Below are 16,817 nucleotides of genomic sequence, written 5' to 3'. Positions count from 1 at the left end.
CATGGCAAGTTCAAATTTCGTTCCAGGCAAGACCGCGCCCGGCCTTGTCCAGAAAGGCATTACCGACGCCCTTTGGACAGCGGTCATCGCATTCGGCATGTTCGTGCTCTATATCGGCCTTAAGACCGATCAGAACATCGACAACCAGCTCATCATCGTTCAACGCTGGGGCCTCTTGGCATCCATCGTCGCGATTGCCGCCGCAGGGCGGTTCGTCATGACGGTGTTCGTGCAGCCCAGGCTGGCGGCCATGAAGGCGGCCAAGGCGAAGGCTCCGCCCGTCGAAGCCGAACCCGGCTTCATTTCGAAGAATTTCAACGCGATAGCGCTGGGTTTCCTGCTCATCTATCCGCTATTGGCGCTGGCGATTTTCGGTGCTCAGGGATCGCTGACCTATGTCGACAATTTCGGCATCCAGATCCTGATCTACGTGATGCTTGCCTGGGGTCTGAACATCGTCGTCGGCCTGGCCGGCCTGCTCGACCTCGGTTACGTCGCCTTCTATGCCGTCGGAGCCTATTCCTACGCGCTGCTGTCGACGCATTTCGGCCTGTCCTTCTGGATCCTGCTGCCCTTGTCCGGCATCTTCGCCGGGTTGTGGGGCATGATCCTTGGCTTCCCGGTGCTGCGTCTGCGCGGCGACTATCTGGCCATCGTGACGCTGGCTTTCGGCGAAATCATCCGCATCGTCATCACCAACTGGACGGATGTCACACGCGGTAGTTTCGGCATTTCCAACATCACGAAGGCCTCGCTGTTCGGCCTTTATACGTTCGATATGAAGGATCCGCACAATTTCGTTCGGACCTTCGGCCTGTCGATCTCGTCGGCTTGGTACAAGATCTTCCTTTTCTACGTCATCCTGGCGCTCTGCATGCTGACCGCCTATGTGACGATCCGGTTGCGCCGGATGCCGATCGGCCGTGCGTGGGAAGCCTTGCGCGAAGATGAAATCGCCTGCCGCTCGCTCGGCATCAACACGGTGACGACCAAGCTGACGGCATTCGCGACCGGCGCGATGTTCGGCGGCTTCGCCGGCTCGTTCTTTGCAGCCCGTCAGGGCTTCGTCTCGCCGGAATCCTTCGTCTTCCTCGAGTCCGCGGTCATCCTCGCGATCGTCGTTCTCGGCGGCATGGGCTCGTTGAAGGGCATCGCCATTGCCGCGATCGCCATGGTCGGCGGCACGGAATTGCTGCGCGACATGGGCTTCCTGAAGATAATTTTCGGTGCCGATTTCACCCCAGAACTCTATCGCATGCTGATTTTCGGCCTGGCCATGGTCGTCGTCATGATCGTGAAACCGCGCGGCTTCGTCGGCACTCGTGAGCCCACCGCCTTCCTCAAGGAGCGGAAAGCGGTCTCCGGCAGCTTTACAAAGGAGGGCCACGGCTGATGAACGCTGTGACCGCAACCCCCGACGACATCCTGCTGAAAGTCGATCACCTGTCGATGAAGTTCGGCGGCCTGATGGCGATCAACGACTTCTCCTTCGAGGCCAAGCGCGGCGATATCACCGCGCTGATCGGCCCGAACGGCGCCGGCAAGACCACCGTCTTCAATTGCATCACCGGTTTCTATAAGCCGACGATGGGCATGATCACGCTCAACCAGAAAAGCGGCAAGCAATTCCTCCTGGAGCGGCTGCCGGATTTCCGGATCACGCGTGAAGCCAAGGTGGCGCGCACATTCCAGAACATCCGCCTGTTCTCGGGCCTGACCGTGCTTGAAAACCTGCTGGTTGCTCAACACAATAAGCTCATGCGCGCGTCTGGCTTTACCGTGCTTGGTCTGCTCGGCATCGGCAAATATCGCGCCGAGGCCAAGAATGCCATTGAGCTGGCGCGCTTCTGGCTGGAGAAGGCCGATCTCGTCGATCGCGCCGACGACCCGGCCGGCGATCTTCCTTACGGCGCGCAACGCCGTCTCGAAATCGCCCGCGCCATGTGCACCGGGCCTGAGCTTCTGTGCCTGGACGAGCCGGCCGCCGGTCTCAACCCGCGCGAGTCGCTGGTGCTCAACGAATTCCTGCGCAGCATCCGCAAGGATGCCGACACGTCGATCCTTCTGATCGAACACGACATGTCGGTGGTCATGGAAATCTCCGACCACGTCGTCGTGCTCGAATACGGGCAGAAGATTGCCGATGGTACGCCGGACGAGGTCAAGAACGATCCGAGGGTGATCGCGGCCTATCTGGGTGTGGAAGATGAAGAAGTGGAAGAGGTGATTGCCGAAGTCGAGCACCTCCAAGAGGGCGAACAGCGATGACGGGGCAACCGCTTCTGAAAGTTGAAGGCGTCGAAACCTATTACGGCAATATCCGCGCCCTTGCCGGCGTCAATGTCGAAGTCAACAGCGGCGAAATCGTCAGTCTGATCGGCGCCAACGGTGCCGGCAAGTCGACATTGATGATGACGATCTGCGGCAGCCCGCAGGCCCGCAATGGTTCGGTAACCTTCGATGGCCGCGACATTACCCATATGCCGACCCACGAGATCGCCCGGCTGCGTATTGCGCAGTCGCCCGAAGGGCGGCGCATCTTCCCGCGCATGACGGTCTACGAGAATCTGCAGATGGGCGCGAGCCTCGACAAACTCAAATATTTCAATGAGGACGTCGAGAAGATTTTCACCCTGTTTCCGCGCCTGAAGGAACGTCAGTCGCAGCGCGGCGGTACGCTGTCGGGCGGCGAACAGCAGATGCTGTCGATCGGCCGCGCGTTGATGGCGCGCCCGAAGCTGCTTCTGCTCGATGAGCCCTCGCTTGGCCTTGCGCCGCTGATCGTCAAGGGGATTTTCGAAGCCATCAAGGTTCTGAACAAGAGCCAGGGGCTCACCGTCTTCCTGGTCGAGCAGAACGCGTTTGCGGCCCTGAAGCTCTCCGACCGCGCCTATGTCATGGTCAACGGCCGGGTGACGATGAGCGGCTCCGGCAAGGAACTGCTTGCCAATCCGGAAGTGCGCTCCGCCTATCTCGAAGGCGGCCACCATTGAGCCTCGTTTTGCGGAGAATTTGATATGCAGGGACTTTTCTTCGAAAGCGATACCGGCGGGCGCCTCGTCATTCGTGTGGTTATCGTTCTTTTGGGTTTCTGGACGGCGTGGCGCGCCGGCCGCGCCGTGGCGAGCAACTGGAACTCCTACCCGCTGGCGGTCATCTATACTTTCCTGATCGGCCTCGGGCTGCAATTCCTGCATCACGCGCTGTTCAACGGCCCGGTATTCGACCTCGGCAACTATATTCTCGACGTGGTTCTTCTCCTCATCTTCTCGACGGCCAGCTATCGCTACCGCCGCACCTACCAGATGGTGAACAACTACTACTGGCTCTACGAAAAGACCTCGGCCTTTTCGTGGAAGAAGAAGAATTGACAGTGCGCCGAAACTAGGCTCAGTCTGAATACAAGGTGGGCTTGATCCTATCCGAAAACCGCTCGACATTTTTCGGGATCCTGTCCTCCCTACTTCGAAATACAAGCTTACCGGCGCGATGATTGGTGGGTATTGCGCAGGGCAACTCAAACGGAACCCGCTCAAAAAATTGGGAGTAACAATATGAAGAAGTATCTTCTGTCGGCCGTGGCTCTGTCGGCGATGATCGCGCTCAGCGGCGTTGCGAAGGCTGACATCATCGTTGGCGTTGCAGGCCCGCTGACGGGTGCAAATGCTGCGTTCGGCTCTCAGCTCCAAAAGGGTGCCGAGCAGGCCGTAGCGGACATCAACGCTGCCGGTGGCATCAACGGTGAAAAGATCAAGCTCGAACTCGGCGACGACGTTTCCGACGCCAAGCAGGGCGTTTCGGTCGCCAACAAGTTCGTCGCTGACGGCGTCAAGTTCGTTGTCGGCCACTTCAACTCGGGCGTTTCCATCCCGGCTTCGGAAGTTTATGCCGAAAACGGCATCCTTCAGATCACCCCGGCTTCCACCAACCCGGTATTCACCGAACGTGGCCTGTGGAACACCTTCCGTACCTGCGGTCGTGATGACCAGCAGGGTGCCGTTGCCGGCAAGTACATCGCCGACAACTTCAAGGGTGCCAAGGTTGCCGTCGTTCACGACAAGACCCCCTATGGCCAGGGCCTTGCCGACGAAACCAAGAAGAACCTCAACGCTGCCGGCGTGAAGGAAGTTCTCTACGAAGGCATCACCCCCGGCGACAAGGACTATTCGGCCCTCATCGCCAAGATGAAGCAAGCTGGTGTCGACTTCGTCTACTACGGCGGTCTGCACACCGAAGCCGGCCTGATCATGCGCCAGATGGCCGACCAGGGCGTCAAGGCTCACTTCATGTCCGGTGACGGTATCGTCTCGAACGAGCTGGCTTCGATCGCCGGCGACGCCGTTGACGGCACGCTGATGACCTTCGCGCCGGATCCGCGTAAGAACCCGGCTTCCAAGGATCTGGTCGCCAAGTTCCGCGCTGCAGGCTATGAGCCGGAAGGCTACACGCTCTATGCGTATGCCGCCATGCAGGTCATCGCCGACGCCGCAAAGGCTGCCGGCTCCAACGACCCGATGGCCGTTGCCGACGCGTTGAAGGCAAAGGGTCCGTACAAGACCGCCATCGGCGAACTCGGCTTCAACGAAAAGGGCGACATCACTCGTCCGGACTACGTGATGTACAAGTGGTCCAAGGGTTCCGACGGCAAGTACAACTACGCCGAAATGGAAAAGTAAGCATCTGCATCGCCGGCTTTCCGGTGATGCGTTCGATCTGGAAGCCCGGTCATTGGCCGGGCTTCTTTGCATTCAGGCTGTGATAACGGCATTTCCTTTGCGGCGATCGTGCTCTAAGTCTGAGCCCATCCTGGCAGGAGGAAGATGCAGCATGACCAGACCCCGTATTCTCGTCACCCGGCGCTGGCCGGCCGCGGTGGAGGCCGTACTTTCCGAGCGCTTCGAAGCGACGTTCAATTCGGATGATATAGCGCTCGATGCCCGGCAGTTGCGCGAGGCCCTGCTGTCTTATGATGCGGTGCTGCCGACCGTTTCCGATAGATTGCCGGCCGCGCTTTTCGAAGGCGATGCCATCAGGACAAAAATCCTCGGCAATTTCGGCGTGGGCTTCAATCATATCGACGTCGCTTCCGCCAAGGCCAAGGGCATCGTCGTCACCAACACGCCGGGGGTGCTGACCGATTGTACCGCCGATATCGCCATGCTGCTGCTGCTGTCCGTGGCGCGCCGCGCCGGGGAAGGGGAACGTGAGCTGCGTGCCGGCGAATGGAGCGGCTGGCGGCCGACGCATTTGATCGGCACGAAGGTCACCGGCAAAACCGTCGGCATCATCGGTTTCGGCCGTATCGGCAGGGCTTTCGCGCAGCGCTGTCATTTCGGTTTCGGCATGGAGGTCGTCTTCTATAATCGCTCTGCGGTCGATCCGATGGAAGCAACGCGGTACGGCGCGGTGCAATTGCCGACGATCGAGGATGTGCTTGCAGCCTCCGATTTCGTGTCGTTGCATTGCCCTGGCGGCGCCGAGAACCGTCACCTGATGAATGCTGCCCGTTTCGCCGCCATGAAGCCTGGCGCCTTCCTGATCAACACCGCCCGCGGCGATGTCGTCGACGAGGCAGCGCTGATTTCCGCCCTGGAGCAAGGCACCATCCGTGGCGCCGGCCTCGACGTCTATGAAGCGGAGCCGAATGTGCCGGAGAAATTGAAGGCGATGGAGAATGTCGTGCTGTTGCCGCATCTCGGCAGCGCGACCGAAGAGACGCGCACGGCCATGGGAATGAAGGTGGTGGACAATATCACCGCCTTTTTCGAAGGACGCGAGCCGCCGGATCGGGTGGCTTGATTCTGTCTGCGCTGCCTTTACTGCCGTAGAAGCGCAGCCACTGCCACTCTTTTCATCGTCTGGCGAAAAATGCAGCGGATGCCAGCCGCAGCAGACCGGTGTTCTAGGGCGTTGCATAAGGCACAGAAATTGCTTGCCTTTACTGCTTGACGGGTTTCAAAGACCGGCGATGGCATGATGTGAGGAGCGCAGAGGCAGGATGGCGATGGCAGCGGCGAGCACAAGACCGCAGAGGGCGCGCGGGCGCGGCCATCTGGCGGCCAAGGCGCTTGATGGGCGCACGCGCCTTGCCGAACTTTTCCAGGAGGGTGCGGCGAAGATTCGCCTGCCTGACACGTTCGACAATTCTATGGAAGCCGTCATCATCAACACCGCCGGCGGGCTGACCGGCGGCGACCGGATGGATTGGAGCATAGTCGCGGGACCCGGCACACGCATCGATGTGACCACCCAGGCCTGCGAGAAAATCTATAAAGCATCCGCAGGCACCGCTGAAGTCGTGACTTCGATCAAGGTCGATACTGACGCGCGTGTCGATTGGTTGCCGCAGGAAACCATTCTGTTCGATCGCGCCTCGCTGTCGCGCAGGCTCGATGTCGATCTTGACGAGACCGCCGAATTTCTGGCCGTCGAGGCAATTTTGCTGGGCCGCAAGGCGATGGGCGAGGCGATGGCGCGGGGGCTGTTTCGCGACCGCTGGCGCATCCGCCGCGCTGGGCAGTTGATCCATGCTGAGGAGCTGAGGCTCGATGGCGATGTCGCAGCGTTGACAGCCGAACATGCCGTTTTGAGCGGCCAGGTTGCCTTTGCGACTCTGCTCTATGCCGGGCCGCTGGCGGAAACCTATCTCGCCAAGGTGCGGCCGCTCGTTGGGGAGCATATGGGCGGTGCCAGCCAATGGCGCGACAAGCTGGTGGTACGGCTGGCGGCGTCCGACGGCTTTGCACTTAGAAAAATCCTGATCTCGGTCATTTCCGCCTTGCGTAACGGAACGCCAGTGCCGAAAGTCTGGAATCTGTAGTTCGAGCAAATAGCAATTACATAGGTAGGCGATGAACCTCACTCCGAGAGAAAAAGATAAGCTGTTGATTTCCATGGCGGCAATGGTGGCGCGGCGGCGGCTGGAGCGCGGCGTCAAGCTCAACCATCCGGAAGCCATCGCGCTGATCACCGACTTCGTCGTCGAAGGTGCCCGCGACGGCCGCCCGGTCGCCGAACTGATGGAAGCAGGCGCCCATGTCATCACCCGCGAGCAGGTGATGGAGGGAATTGCCGAGATGATCCATGACGTACAGGTCGAGGCGACGTTTCCGGATGGAACGAAGCTCGTGACCGTGCACGAGCCGATCCGCTGAACGACGGCAGAGGAAAAACCATGATTCCAGGTGAAATTCTTGCCGCAAGCGGCGACATCGAACTGAACGCTGGCGCGCCGACGATAACGCTGGAGGTCTCCAATACGGGCGACCGGCCGGTGCAGGTGGGCAGCCACTATCATTTTGCCGAAACGAACGGTGGTCTTGCCTTTGACCGCGATAAAGCTAAGGGCATGCGTCTCGATATCCCCGCAGGGACCGCAGTGCGTTTCGAGCCGGGCCAGACGCGCTCGGTGACGCTAATCCCCCTCTCCGGCAAGCGCGAGGTCTACGGCTTCCGCCAGCAGATAATGGGTAAACTCTGAGGCTTCTAGGGAGAGGTGGTATGTCTTTGAGAGTGCTTGCGTCCGGTGCATGTGTTGCGATGGTTTTGATGTGCGGCTCGGCCCATGCGCAAAACGATCCGGACCAGCCGAAGGTCGATTGCAATAATGCAGAGACGCAGATGGACATGAACATCTGCTCGCAGCGCGACTACGACAGGGCCGACAAGGCTTTGAATGAGCAATACAAAAAGACACGTGCGGCCATGGTTGCCACCGATGCCGATCTCGATGCCGACCAAAAGGGCGCCGAAAAGGCATTGGTCAAGGCGCAACGCGCCTGGGTCGACTATCGCGATGGCCAATGCGAAGCGGAGGGCTTCGAGGCGAGAGGCGGTTCGATGGAGCCCATGCTCGTTTCCGGATGCAAGGCGACCTTGACGAAGCAGCGGACCAAAGAGCTAAAGGCACTGGCCGATGGGCCGGAGGGTGCGCAGTGAGCGCAAAACGCAGGATCATGATCGTCGGCAACGGCGAGATTGCAGAAGCGGCGGCGAAAGAGATCGCCATCGCCGATCTGGTCGTGCGTTTCAACGATTGCCGTTCGGTTGCGGCCAGTGGCAGCCGCACGGATATCGTCGCGGTCTGCAATACCGGCCGGCCGGCACGCGCGATGCTCGGTTCCGCCGAATGGCGCAACAGTCCGCCGATCGCGGCCGCGTCGGAAATCTGGAGCGTCCGCGACCCCCGCAAGTTTGCTGCGCTGCGCGCGCCACTGGCGTTGTCGCATCCGGAACTCAACGATTTCTGCGATGACTACACGGATCAATTCACCGCTTTCTGCAATGCCACACGCAAACGTCATGTGGTCATCGACCAATCGGTTCATGAGAGCGTCGATGAAGCGCTCGCGGCGCACGAACCGGGTGCCTATATCGTGCCGAGCAGCGGCATGGTCGTCATTGCCGATCTGCTTTTGCGCTATCCAGATGATGACATCGCCATCACCGGCTTCAGCCATACCGGATGGGATGGTCATCCGTTTGCGGCGGAGAAACGGCTGGTCGACTTTTATATTTCCCTCGGTCGCCTGAGGCGCATCGCCAACAAGACTCCCATTCTTTCCTCCCAAGGAGCCTGATTTATGCCCTATAAGATTTCCCGCGCGGCCTATGCCAACATGTTCGGGCCGACCACCGGCGATAAGGTGCGGCTTGCCGATACGGAACTTTTCATCGAGGTGGAGAAGGATTTCACCACCTATGGCGAGGAGGTGAAGTTCGGCGGCGGCAAGGTCATTCGTGACGGCATGGGGCAGAGCCAGGTGACGCGGGCGAACGGTGCTGTCGACACCGTCATCACCAACGCGCTGATCGTCGATACCTGGGGGATCGTTAAGGCCGATATCGGCCTCAAGGATGGCCGTATCGTCGCGATCGGCAAGGCCGGCAATCCGGACATGCAGCCGGGCGTCAACATCATCGTGGGTCCGGGCACGGAGGCGATCGCAGGTGAGGGCAAGATCGTCACGGCTGGCGGTATGGACAGCCATATCCACTTCATCTGCCCGCAGCAGATCGAAGAGGCGCTGATGAGCGGGCTGACGACCATGCTGGGCGGCGGCACGGGACCGGCGCACGGAACGCTCGCCACCACCTGCACGCCCGGCCCATGGCATATTGCCCGCATGATCGAGGCTGCCGACGCCTTTCCGATGAACCTCGCCTTTGCCGGCAAGGGCAATGCCTCGCTGCCCGGCGCGCTCGAGGAGATGGTGCTTGCCGGCGCCACCTCGTTGAAGCTGCACGAGGATTGGGGGACGACGCCCGGCGCGATCGACTGCTGCCTCACGGTCGCCGATGCATATGATGTGCAGGTGATGATCCACACGGATACGTTGAACGAAAGTGGCTTCGTCGAAGACACGATCGGCGCCATCAAGGGCCGTACCATCCATGCCTTTCATACCGAAGGGGCAGGCGGCGGCCATGCGCCAGACATCATCAAAATCTGCGGCCAGTCGAATGTCATACCGTCGTCGACCAATCCGACGCGTCCCTATACGGTTAACACGATTGCCGAGCATCTCGACATGTTGATGGTCTGCCATCACCTGTCGCCGTCGATCCCGGAAGACATTGCTTTCGCCGAAAGCCGCATCCGCAAGGAGACGATTGCGGCGGAAGACATTCTTCACGATATCGGCGCCTTCTCGATCATTTCGTCCGACAGCCAGGCCATGGGCCGCGTCGGCGAAGTGGCGATCCGCACCTGGCAGACTGCCGACAAGATGAAGCGCCAGCGCGGCCGCCTTGCCCAGGAAACCGGCGACAACGACAATTTCCGCGTCAAACGCTATATCGCCAAATACACGATCAATCCGGCGATCGCCCATGGCCTCAGCCATGAGATCGGCTCGATCGAAGTCGGCAAACGCGCCGATCTGGTGATCTGGAACCCGGCTTTCTTCGGAGTGAAGCCGGATATGGTCCTGCTCGGCGGCTCGATTGCAGCCGCCCCCATGGGCGATCCGAACGCCTCCATCCCGACGCCGCAGCCGGTGCATTACCGCCCGATGTTTGCCTCTTTTGGCAAGAGCCTGACGAACTCCTCGGTTACTTTCGTGTCGCAGGCTTCGCTCGACGCCGGTCTTGCTGGAAGGCTCGGCGTCGCCAAGAGCCTTGTTGCCGTCAAGAATACCCGCGGCGGGATTTCCAAGGCGTCGATGGTTCACAACAGCCTGACCCCGCATATCGAAGTGGACCCGGAGACCTATGAGGTGCGCGCCGATGGCGAGCTTCTGACCTGCGAGCCGGCGACGGTGCTGCCGATGGCGCAACGTTATTTCCTGTTTTAACGGGAACTGCGACGTTTCATCGCCTGTGGATTACGAGAGCCCCTGGATTTCAGGGGTTTTTCGTGAAGACCCCAAACTATTGCAGCATAATCAGAGACTTGTATCGGCGCTCGTTCGCGTCGCAACCTCACGTAAGGGCACGCGTGATTTTGATGCCAAATCCCAGCAGTTCATAAGTTGAGAAATGCCTGGCATTTTAACGATCGCGTTAAAGACCTGGAAGAGCGTTCACCTCTATCTCAAATCATCGAATTGATGGGCTGAGGAAGGTGATTCGCATGAAACGGTGGATTTCGCTGCAGGCCGAACTCGGTAATTTCCAGCAGCGTCGCACGATATATATTTTCGCGCTAAAGATGAGTTTTCTAGCGGTCATCCTGTCCGTCGCCATCATTCTCGTGATGCTGCCAGTCGTCGAATGGCTTGGCCTGTTGCCGTTGCCGATGCTGGAGGCGATCCGCCTCTGCCTCCTGCTCGCCTGGCTCATCGGCGGAACGGTCTCCGGCGTATTGGCGCTGCTGGCCGGCTATGCCATTCACAAGCTCGCGGTCTCACGCGCCGAATTCGAACGGCTGAGCCGAACCGATATGTTGTCGGGATTGCTGAACCGTCGCGCCTTTACCGATGCGCTGGAGGAGGCGAAAGACGATGCCTCGCTGGTGATCTTCGATGTCGATCGATTCAAGACGATCAATGACCGCTACGGGCATGCTTCGGGGGATGCCGTCATCATCGCCGTGTCGCAAATCTTTTCCGGTATTTTCAAGGGCAGGGATGTGATTGCCCGCCTCGGCGGCGAGGAGTTTGGCGCCATCGTCCATGGCCGCGACATGGCCGAACGTATCGCCCGCATCGAGGGCGTGAAAACGCGGATTGCCGATCACGCCATCGCCGTCGAAGGCGGCGCAGTGAAGATCACTATTTCCGCAGGGATTGCGGATATGTGGGGCGAGCGCAAGAAGGAACTCGTCTATGCCGCCGCGGACAAGGCGCTGTATCTCGCCAAGGCGCTTGGCCGCAATCGTGTCGTTCATGAAAGCGAATGGCTGAACCATGTCTGGCAACGCCGGTCGGTCGAGGAGGGACAAGAAACGGCGCCCGACCATGTGGAGCCGCATCGATACGGCCATGGAATATAGATCTGCGAAACCGGCACTGGTCCTTGCGCGGAAAGCGGCTATTTTGCATGGTCTGATAAAGTTTTGAACTGGACAGGTCATGCTACGCGTCACTTCCTATCTGCCGGCCGGCACCCCATCCTCCAATCCGATCGATCGTGTCGTGCTGCCGCATGATCTCCGGCATCTGCGCCGCAAACTGCTGCATCTCGAAAATGGCGAGATGGTCATGCTCGATCTGAAGGAGCCGGTTCTGTTTGCCAACGGTGATCTTTTGGTGCGCGAAGACGGCGAATTGATCGAAATCGTCGCCGCGGCGGAAAAGCTGTTCGAGATCAAGCCGCGCGATCGCCGGCATCTGATCGAGCTCGCGTGGCATCTCGGCAATCGGCATCTTTCGGCACAGATCGAGGAAGACCGCATCCTCATCCTGCGCGATCATGTCATTCGCTCCATGCTCGAAGGCCTCGGCGCAACGGTGACGGAGGTCAGCGAAGCCTTCCAGCCGGCGCGTGGCGCCTATCATGCGCATGGCGGCCATTCGCACGGTCACGATCACGGGCATCATGATCATGCCCATAATCATGATCACGGGCATGACCATCACGATCATTCGCACGATTGAACGTGATGGGTGGGATTTCAGCGGCGGAGAATGGCGATCTGCAGGCGCTTTTGCGGCTGATGGCCTGGCTGTCGCCGGCTTTCCCCGTCGGCTCCTTTGCCTATTCGGGCGGGCTGGAACGCGCTGTGCATGATGGCCTCGTGCGGGACTCGGCGAGCCTTGGGGATTGGATCGCGGCGTTGATCCGCCATGGCTCGGTCTGGAACGATGCTGTCTTGCTTGCTGAGGCGCATGACGCGGCCGAGGATGCGGCGCGACTGGCCGAGGCGGCCGAGCTTGCCGAAGCGTTGGCCGGCTCGAAGGAGCGTCATCAGGAAACCATGCTGCTCGGCGAAGCCTTTCTCTCCGCCGCCAATGCCTGGCCGCATCCGGTCTTTTCCATGCTGCCCGCGAAGACGGCTTATCCGGTGGCGGTCGGTGCTGTGGCTGGCGCGCATGACATCGCAAGGGAAAAGGCACTCGCGGCTTTCCTGCATGCGCTGGCGTCGCAGATGCTGTCGGCCGGTATTCGCCTCGGGGTGACTGGACAGAAGGACGGCGTCGCGATCCTGGCGGCGCTGGAAGACATCATCGCCGAGGTGGCAAAGCGGGCCGCGCAATCGAGCCTCGACGATCTCGGTGCCGCGACCGTGCAGGCCGATATTGCCAGCCTTCGTCATGAGACGCAGGGCACCCGGCTCTTTCGATCCTGAGGGAAGCGCGCAGGCAAATGTTGCAGGCGAAGCAGAGCCTACGTCATTCGCCGCTGTGCGAGACGCGTTTGCCTCGCTATTCTATGTTTTTATCGGAGTTTCGAGCATGAAATCGAGAAATGGACCCTTGCGCGTCGGCATTGGCGGGCCTGTCGGCTCGGGCAAGACGGCGCTGACCGAAAAGCTTTGTAAGGCAATGCGCGACGATTATTCCGTCGCAGTGGTGACCAACGATATCTACACGACGGAGGATGCCGAGGCCCTGGTGCGCATGCAGGCGCTGACCTCGGATCGGATCGTCGGCGTCGAAACCGGCGGTTGCCCGCACACCGCCATTCGCGAAGACGCGACGATCAACCTGCAGGCCATCGCCGGCCTCAACGAGCGGCTTCCCGATCTCGACGTCGTCTTCATCGAATCCGGCGGCGATAATCTGGCGGCGACCTTTTCGCCGGATCTCGCCGATATCACCATTTATGTGATCTCGGTTTGCCAGGGCGAGGAAATTCCGCGCAAGGGCGGTCCCGGCATTACCAAATCCGATCTTCTCGTCATCAACAAGAAGGACCTTGCGCCCTTCGTCGACGTCAATCTCGACGTCATGGACCGCGATGCGACCCGCATGCGCCAGGCCCGTCCCTTCGTGTTCTCCGATATGAAACGCGGCGATGGCGTCGGAACGATCGTCGACTTCCTAAAGGAACAGGGCGGCCTGTAAGCCGCCCCGCCATTGTCTTCCGTTTCCCGATTTGCCGCTCTATTCGGCGGCGAACGGTGGCAGCTTCAGGATATTCGTCTTGGCGGACGCACCGCGCTGTGGGACGTCTTTGTTTTCCATGGCGTCGAAACGTTCTTCCAACGCTGTGAGCGACTTGCGGTTTTCGTCGACGGCTGCTGCCAGTTTTTCCTTGGTCAGAACCTCGTCGTTCACATCCTTCTTGCCGACGAGGCGGCCGAAAAGCCAGGCAAGCAGGCGCGACAGGTCGTCCATGATCAGGAAGAAGGACGGCACGACCACCAGGCTGAGGACGGTCGAGACGATGATGCCGCCGATCACCGCGATCGCCATCGGCGCGCGGAACGTGCCGCCTTCGCCGACGCCGAGCGCCGACGGCAACATGCCGGCGGACATGGCGATCGAGGTCATGATGATCGGCCGTGCGCGCTTGCGGCCGGCCTCGACCACGGCCTCCAGTCGCGGCATGCCATGGTGCATCATTTCGATGGCGAAATCGACGAGCAGAATGGCGTTCTTGGTGACGATGCCCATCAGCATCAGGATGCCGATCATGACGGGCATGGAGAGAGCATTGCCGGTCACGATCAGCGCCAGCGCCACGCCACCGATCGCCAGAGGCAGCGACAGCAGGATGGTGAAAGGCTGGATCACGTCCTTGAACAGCAGCACCAGCACGGTCAGAACGAGCAGAAGGCCGAGCAGCATGGCGTTGCCGAAGCTCTGCTGCATTTCCTTCTGGACCTTGGTGTCACCGCTTTCGGCCAGATGGACGCTGGCCGGGATCTTGGCGCTGTTGACGGTGGCGAGGAAATGGCTTGAAGCCGTGTCTAGCGCCACGCCCTGCGGCAGGTCGGCGCCGATCGCGACGACGCGATAGCGGTTGTTGCGCTTGATCGAAGAGAGGCCTTCCGAATAGTCGATATCGGCCACGCTCGACATCGGCACAGACGCGCCGGTGGCGGTCTTGATGCGCAATGCCCGGATCGCGGCAAGATCGCGGCGCATGCCGATTGCAGCCTGCACGCGGATGGGGATCTGGCGGTCATCGAGCGAAATCTTGGCAAGCGACGCGTCGATATCGCCGATGGTCGCAACGCGCACCGTGTCGGAAATCATCTGCGGCGTAATGCCAAGACGGGCAGCCTCGTCCTTGCGCGGATAGACTTGCAGCTCCGGCCGGGGCAGGGCGCCGTCGGCGCTGACATTGGCAAGCGCCGGATCGGTGCGCAACTTGGCTTCGAGGATGCCGACCGCTTCGTTCAGATCCTTCTCGTTGCGGGAGAGGAAGTTGTAGGTCAGGTCACGGTCGCCGCGGTCATTAAGCTTGGTGATGCGGACGTCGGGGATCGAGCGCAGCTTGGCGAAGACTTCCTTCTCGACCTCCCACTGCGGCTTCACGCGCCCATGGACGGCAACCTTCGGCAGGTAGGGGCCGATCACGGGCAGCGAACCCGCCACATCGTTGACCAGCTTCTTGACGAGCGATTGGTCGAGCTTGCCGAGCGTCAGCGTTACCGTGGCGCGGCGCAGCTCCAGATCGCCCTTCGGCGAGGCGCCGCCAAGGACGAACACATTCTCGACGCCATCGATATCCTTGACGCGCCTGTAAATCTCGTTGGTTGCCTGCTCTGTGTCGTCGAGCCGGGCATTCGGCGGCAGTTCGGCCGACAGCACGATGCGGGAGGAATCATCCGGCGGGATGAAGCTGCCGGGCACGAACATGATCAGAGCGAAGACGGAGGCAACGGAGAATGCAAAGGCCGCAAGCAATGTCGGATAGCGCGTATACCATCTCTTGGTCGTTATCCGAACCAGCCAGCTATAGCCGCGCATGAACCGGCCGTCATTGTCGTGATGGTCCTCGACGGCATCTTCGGCGCGCATGAAATAGGCGGCCATCATCGGCGTGATGAGGCGCGCGACCAGCAGCGAGAAGAATACCGAGAAGGCGACCGTCAGGCCGAACTGGATGAAATATTGGCCGGGAATGCCCGGCATGAAGGAGACGGGCACGAAGACGGCGATGATGGTAAAGGTCGTCGCAATGACCGCGAGGCCGATTTCATCAGCGGCGTCGATCGCAGCGCGATAGGGCGTCTTGCCCATCTTGATATGGCGGGCAATGTTCTCGATCTCGACGATGGCGTCGTCGACGAGAATACCGGTCGCCAGCGTCAGCGCCAGGAAGCTGACCAGGTTCAGCGAGAAGCCGATCTGGTTCATGACCCAGAAGGTGGGGATCGCCGAAAGCGGCAGGGCAACGGCCGAAATCAGCGTCGCTCGCCAATTCTTGAGGAACAGGAAGACGACGATGACCGCCAGCAACGCGCCTTCGAGCAGCGTGTGCATCGCCGCTTCGTAGTTGCCGTAGGTGTAATAGACCGCGTCGTCGATCATCTCGATCGAGACATTCGGATTTTCGGCACGCACCTTGGTCAGGGTGTCGTCCACGGTCTTGGCGACGGATACTTCGCTGGCACCCTTGGCGCGGAACACGCCGAAGGTCACGACGGGCGCGCTGTTGAAGCGCGAGAAGGACTTCGGCTCCTGATAGGTATCCTTGATGACGCCGAGATCGGAGAGCTTGACGAAACGGCCGTTGGTCAAGGCTATGGTGGTGTCGGCGAGCTGGGCGACATCGCGGGCATCGCCAAGGACGCGGATTGCCTGCTCGCTGCCGGCCACCTGGCCGCGACCGGAGCCGAGATCGATGTTGGTGCCGCGCAACTGCTGGCTCACCGAAAGCGCGGTGATGCCATAGGCATTCAGCTTGTTCGGATCGAGTTCGATGCGCACTTCGCGGTCGGCGCCGCCATAGCGGTCGACGCGGCCGATACCGGTCTGACCTTGCAGCGCGCGCTTGACCGTATCGTCAACAAACCAGGACAGTTCTTCGAGCGACATATTCGGCGAGGAAACGGCAAAGCTCTGGATCGCCTGGCCTTCGACATCCACCTTGGAGACAATCGGCTCGTCGATGGTCGACGGCAGATTACCGCGAATGCGGTCGATCGCGTCCTTGGTATCCTGAACGGCCTGCTGCGTCGGCACTTCCAGGCGGAAGATGACCACGGTCTGCGACTGTCCGTCGGTCACCGTCGATTGGATCTCGTCGATACCGTTAATGCTGGCGACGGCGTCTTCGACTTCCTTCGTCACCTGCATTTCGAGTTCGGCAGGCGAGGCACCGCTCTGCGTCACGGTCACGTTGACGACTGGCACGTCGATATTCGGAAAACGGGTGATCGGCAGATTGAAGAAGGCGTGCGCGCCCACCACCATCAGCAGGAAAAAGGCCAGAAGCGACGCGATCGGATTTCGGATGGACCAGGCGGAAAAGTTCATCTT

17 protein-coding genes are annotated in these 16,817 nt (G+C 60.4%); 16 read left to right on the top strand and 1 reads right to left on the bottom strand.

The window, feature by feature from the left end:
- Position 1: 1 nt before the first annotated feature.
- From livM to ureG, 16 genes are all read left to right on the top strand, one after another.
- Complete coding sequence (gene livM / locus ACXHXG_RS10645; protein WP_104824004.1) at positions 2–1,393, top strand: high-affinity branched-chain amino acid ABC transporter permease LivM; 1,392 nt, start codon at positions 2–4, stop codon at positions 1,391–1,393.
- On the top strand, positions 1,393–2,268 hold the full coding sequence (locus tag ACXHXG_RS10640; protein WP_283047009.1) for an ABC transporter ATP-binding protein: 876 nt from the start codon (positions 1,393–1,395) through the stop codon (positions 2,266–2,268). The genes livM and ACXHXG_RS10640 overlap by 1 nt, the downstream gene beginning before the upstream one ends.
- The gene (locus ACXHXG_RS10635) at positions 2,265–2,993 is read left to right on the top strand and encodes an ABC transporter ATP-binding protein (RefSeq protein ID WP_028751911.1); all 729 of its coding nucleotides are present in this window, start codon (positions 2,265–2,267) and stop codon (positions 2,991–2,993) included. The genes ACXHXG_RS10640 and ACXHXG_RS10635 overlap by 4 nt, the downstream gene beginning before the upstream one ends.
- 24 nt (positions 2,994–3,017) lie before the next feature.
- On the top strand, positions 3,018–3,371 hold the full coding sequence (locus ACXHXG_RS10630; protein WP_104824002.1) for a DUF6867 family protein: 354 nt from the start codon (positions 3,018–3,020) through the stop codon (positions 3,369–3,371).
- 183 nt (positions 3,372–3,554) lie between these two features.
- Positions 3,555–4,676, top strand: a complete 1,122-nt coding sequence (locus ACXHXG_RS10625; RefSeq protein WP_104824001.1) for a branched-chain amino acid ABC transporter substrate-binding protein — start codon at positions 3,555–3,557, stop codon at positions 4,674–4,676.
- A gap of 151 nt (positions 4,677–4,827) precedes the next feature.
- The gene (locus tag ACXHXG_RS10620) at positions 4,828–5,799 is read left to right on the top strand and encodes a 2-hydroxyacid dehydrogenase (RefSeq protein WP_457899242.1); all 972 of its coding nucleotides are present in this window, start codon (positions 4,828–4,830) and stop codon (positions 5,797–5,799) included.
- Between the two features lie 199 nt (positions 5,800–5,998).
- Positions 5,999–6,820 (top strand): urease accessory protein UreD, encoded by an 822-nt coding sequence (locus ACXHXG_RS10615; protein WP_457899241.1) that lies wholly within the window; start codon positions 5,999–6,001, stop codon positions 6,818–6,820.
- Between the two features lie 31 nt (positions 6,821–6,851).
- Positions 6,852–7,154, top strand: a complete 303-nt coding sequence (locus ACXHXG_RS10610) for an urease subunit gamma (protein WP_104823998.1) — start codon at positions 6,852–6,854, stop codon at positions 7,152–7,154.
- 20 nt (positions 7,155–7,174) lie between these two features.
- Complete coding sequence (locus ACXHXG_RS10605; RefSeq protein ID WP_104823997.1) at positions 7,175–7,480, top strand: urease subunit beta; 306 nt, start codon at positions 7,175–7,177, stop codon at positions 7,478–7,480.
- Positions 7,481–7,500: 20 nt separating this feature from the next.
- Positions 7,501–7,938, top strand: a complete 438-nt coding sequence (locus ACXHXG_RS10600) for a lysozyme inhibitor LprI family protein (protein WP_457899240.1) — start codon at positions 7,501–7,503, stop codon at positions 7,936–7,938.
- Positions 7,939–7,955: 17 nt separating this feature from the next.
- Entirely contained in the window at positions 7,956–8,579 is a 624-nt protein-coding gene (locus ACXHXG_RS10595; protein WP_457899506.1) for a Urease operon accessory protein, read from the top strand.
- Positions 8,580–8,582: 3 nt separating this feature from the next.
- The gene (gene ureC / locus ACXHXG_RS10590; protein ID WP_283046998.1) at positions 8,583–10,295 is read left to right on the top strand and encodes an urease subunit alpha; all 1,713 of its coding nucleotides are present in this window, start codon (positions 8,583–8,585) and stop codon (positions 10,293–10,295) included.
- Between the two features lie 278 nt (positions 10,296–10,573).
- Positions 10,574–11,434 (top strand): GGDEF domain-containing protein, encoded by an 861-nt coding sequence (locus tag ACXHXG_RS10585; RefSeq protein ID WP_457899239.1) that lies wholly within the window; start codon positions 10,574–10,576, stop codon positions 11,432–11,434.
- A gap of 79 nt (positions 11,435–11,513) precedes the next feature.
- The gene (gene ureE / locus ACXHXG_RS10580) at positions 11,514–12,038 is read left to right on the top strand and encodes an urease accessory protein UreE (protein ID WP_283046997.1); all 525 of its coding nucleotides are present in this window, start codon (positions 11,514–11,516) and stop codon (positions 12,036–12,038) included.
- A 5-nt stretch (positions 12,039–12,043) separates the two neighbouring features.
- On the top strand, positions 12,044–12,730 hold the full coding sequence (locus ACXHXG_RS10575; protein ID WP_457899238.1) for an urease accessory protein UreF: 687 nt from the start codon (positions 12,044–12,046) through the stop codon (positions 12,728–12,730).
- A 106-nt stretch (positions 12,731–12,836) separates the two neighbouring features.
- A complete protein-coding gene (gene ureG / locus ACXHXG_RS10570; protein ID WP_104823992.1) occupies positions 12,837–13,448 on the top strand; it encodes an urease accessory protein UreG in 612 nt (203 codons plus the stop codon).
- A gap of 39 nt (positions 13,449–13,487) precedes the next feature.
- Here ureG and ACXHXG_RS10565 read toward each other — a convergent pair whose 3' ends face one another.
- The gene (locus ACXHXG_RS10565) at positions 13,488–16,814 is read right to left on the bottom strand and encodes an efflux RND transporter permease subunit (RefSeq protein ID WP_260303092.1); all 3,327 of its coding nucleotides are present in this window, start codon (positions 16,812–16,814) and stop codon (positions 13,488–13,490) included.
- Positions 16,815–16,817 lie beyond the last annotated feature (3 nt).

The sequence above is a fragment of the Rhizobium sp. LEGMi-198b genome (assembly GCF_054114205.1).
Note: the sequence above shows the minus strand (reverse complement) of the source record. Positions and strands in the feature narration are given on the sequence as shown.

Coding starts and splice junctions, on each gene's coding strand:
- ACXHXG_RS10575 (WP_457899238.1), top strand. CDS start 12,044: ATGGGTGGGATTTCAGCGGCGGAGAATGGCGATCTGCAGGCGCTTTTG.
- ureG (WP_104823992.1), top strand. CDS start 12,837: ATGAAATCGAGAAATGGACCCTTGCGCGTCGGCATTGGCGGGCCTGTC.
- ACXHXG_RS10620 (WP_457899242.1), top strand. CDS start 4,828: ATGACCAGACCCCGTATTCTCGTCACCCGGCGCTGGCCGGCCGCGGTG.
- ureC (WP_283046998.1), top strand. CDS start 8,583: ATGCCCTATAAGATTTCCCGCGCGGCCTATGCCAACATGTTCGGGCCG.
- ACXHXG_RS10605 (WP_104823997.1), top strand. CDS start 7,175: ATGATTCCAGGTGAAATTCTTGCCGCAAGCGGCGACATCGAACTGAAC.
- ACXHXG_RS10630 (WP_104824002.1), top strand. CDS start 3,018: ATGCAGGGACTTTTCTTCGAAAGCGATACCGGCGGGCGCCTCGTCATT.
- ACXHXG_RS10615 (WP_457899241.1), top strand. CDS start 5,999: ATGGCGATGGCAGCGGCGAGCACAAGACCGCAGAGGGCGCGCGGGCGC.
- ACXHXG_RS10640 (WP_283047009.1), top strand. CDS start 1,393: ATGAACGCTGTGACCGCAACCCCCGACGACATCCTGCTGAAAGTCGAT.
- livM (WP_104824004.1), top strand. CDS start 2: ATGGCAAGTTCAAATTTCGTTCCAGGCAAGACCGCGCCCGGCCTTGTC.
- ureE (WP_283046997.1), top strand. CDS start 11,514: ATGCTACGCGTCACTTCCTATCTGCCGGCCGGCACCCCATCCTCCAAT.
- ACXHXG_RS10565 (WP_260303092.1), bottom strand. CDS start 16,814: ATGAACTTTTCCGCCTGGTCCATCCGAAATCCGATCGCGTCGCTTCTG.
- ACXHXG_RS10595 (WP_457899506.1), top strand. CDS start 7,956: ATGATCGTCGGCAACGGCGAGATTGCAGAAGCGGCGGCGAAAGAGATC.
- ACXHXG_RS10635 (WP_028751911.1), top strand. CDS start 2,265: ATGACGGGGCAACCGCTTCTGAAAGTTGAAGGCGTCGAAACCTATTAC.
- ACXHXG_RS10625 (WP_104824001.1), top strand. CDS start 3,555: ATGAAGAAGTATCTTCTGTCGGCCGTGGCTCTGTCGGCGATGATCGCG.
- ACXHXG_RS10610 (WP_104823998.1), top strand. CDS start 6,852: ATGAACCTCACTCCGAGAGAAAAAGATAAGCTGTTGATTTCCATGGCG.
- ACXHXG_RS10585 (WP_457899239.1), top strand. CDS start 10,574: ATGAAACGGTGGATTTCGCTGCAGGCCGAACTCGGTAATTTCCAGCAG.
- ACXHXG_RS10600 (WP_457899240.1), top strand. CDS start 7,501: ATGTCTTTGAGAGTGCTTGCGTCCGGTGCATGTGTTGCGATGGTTTTG.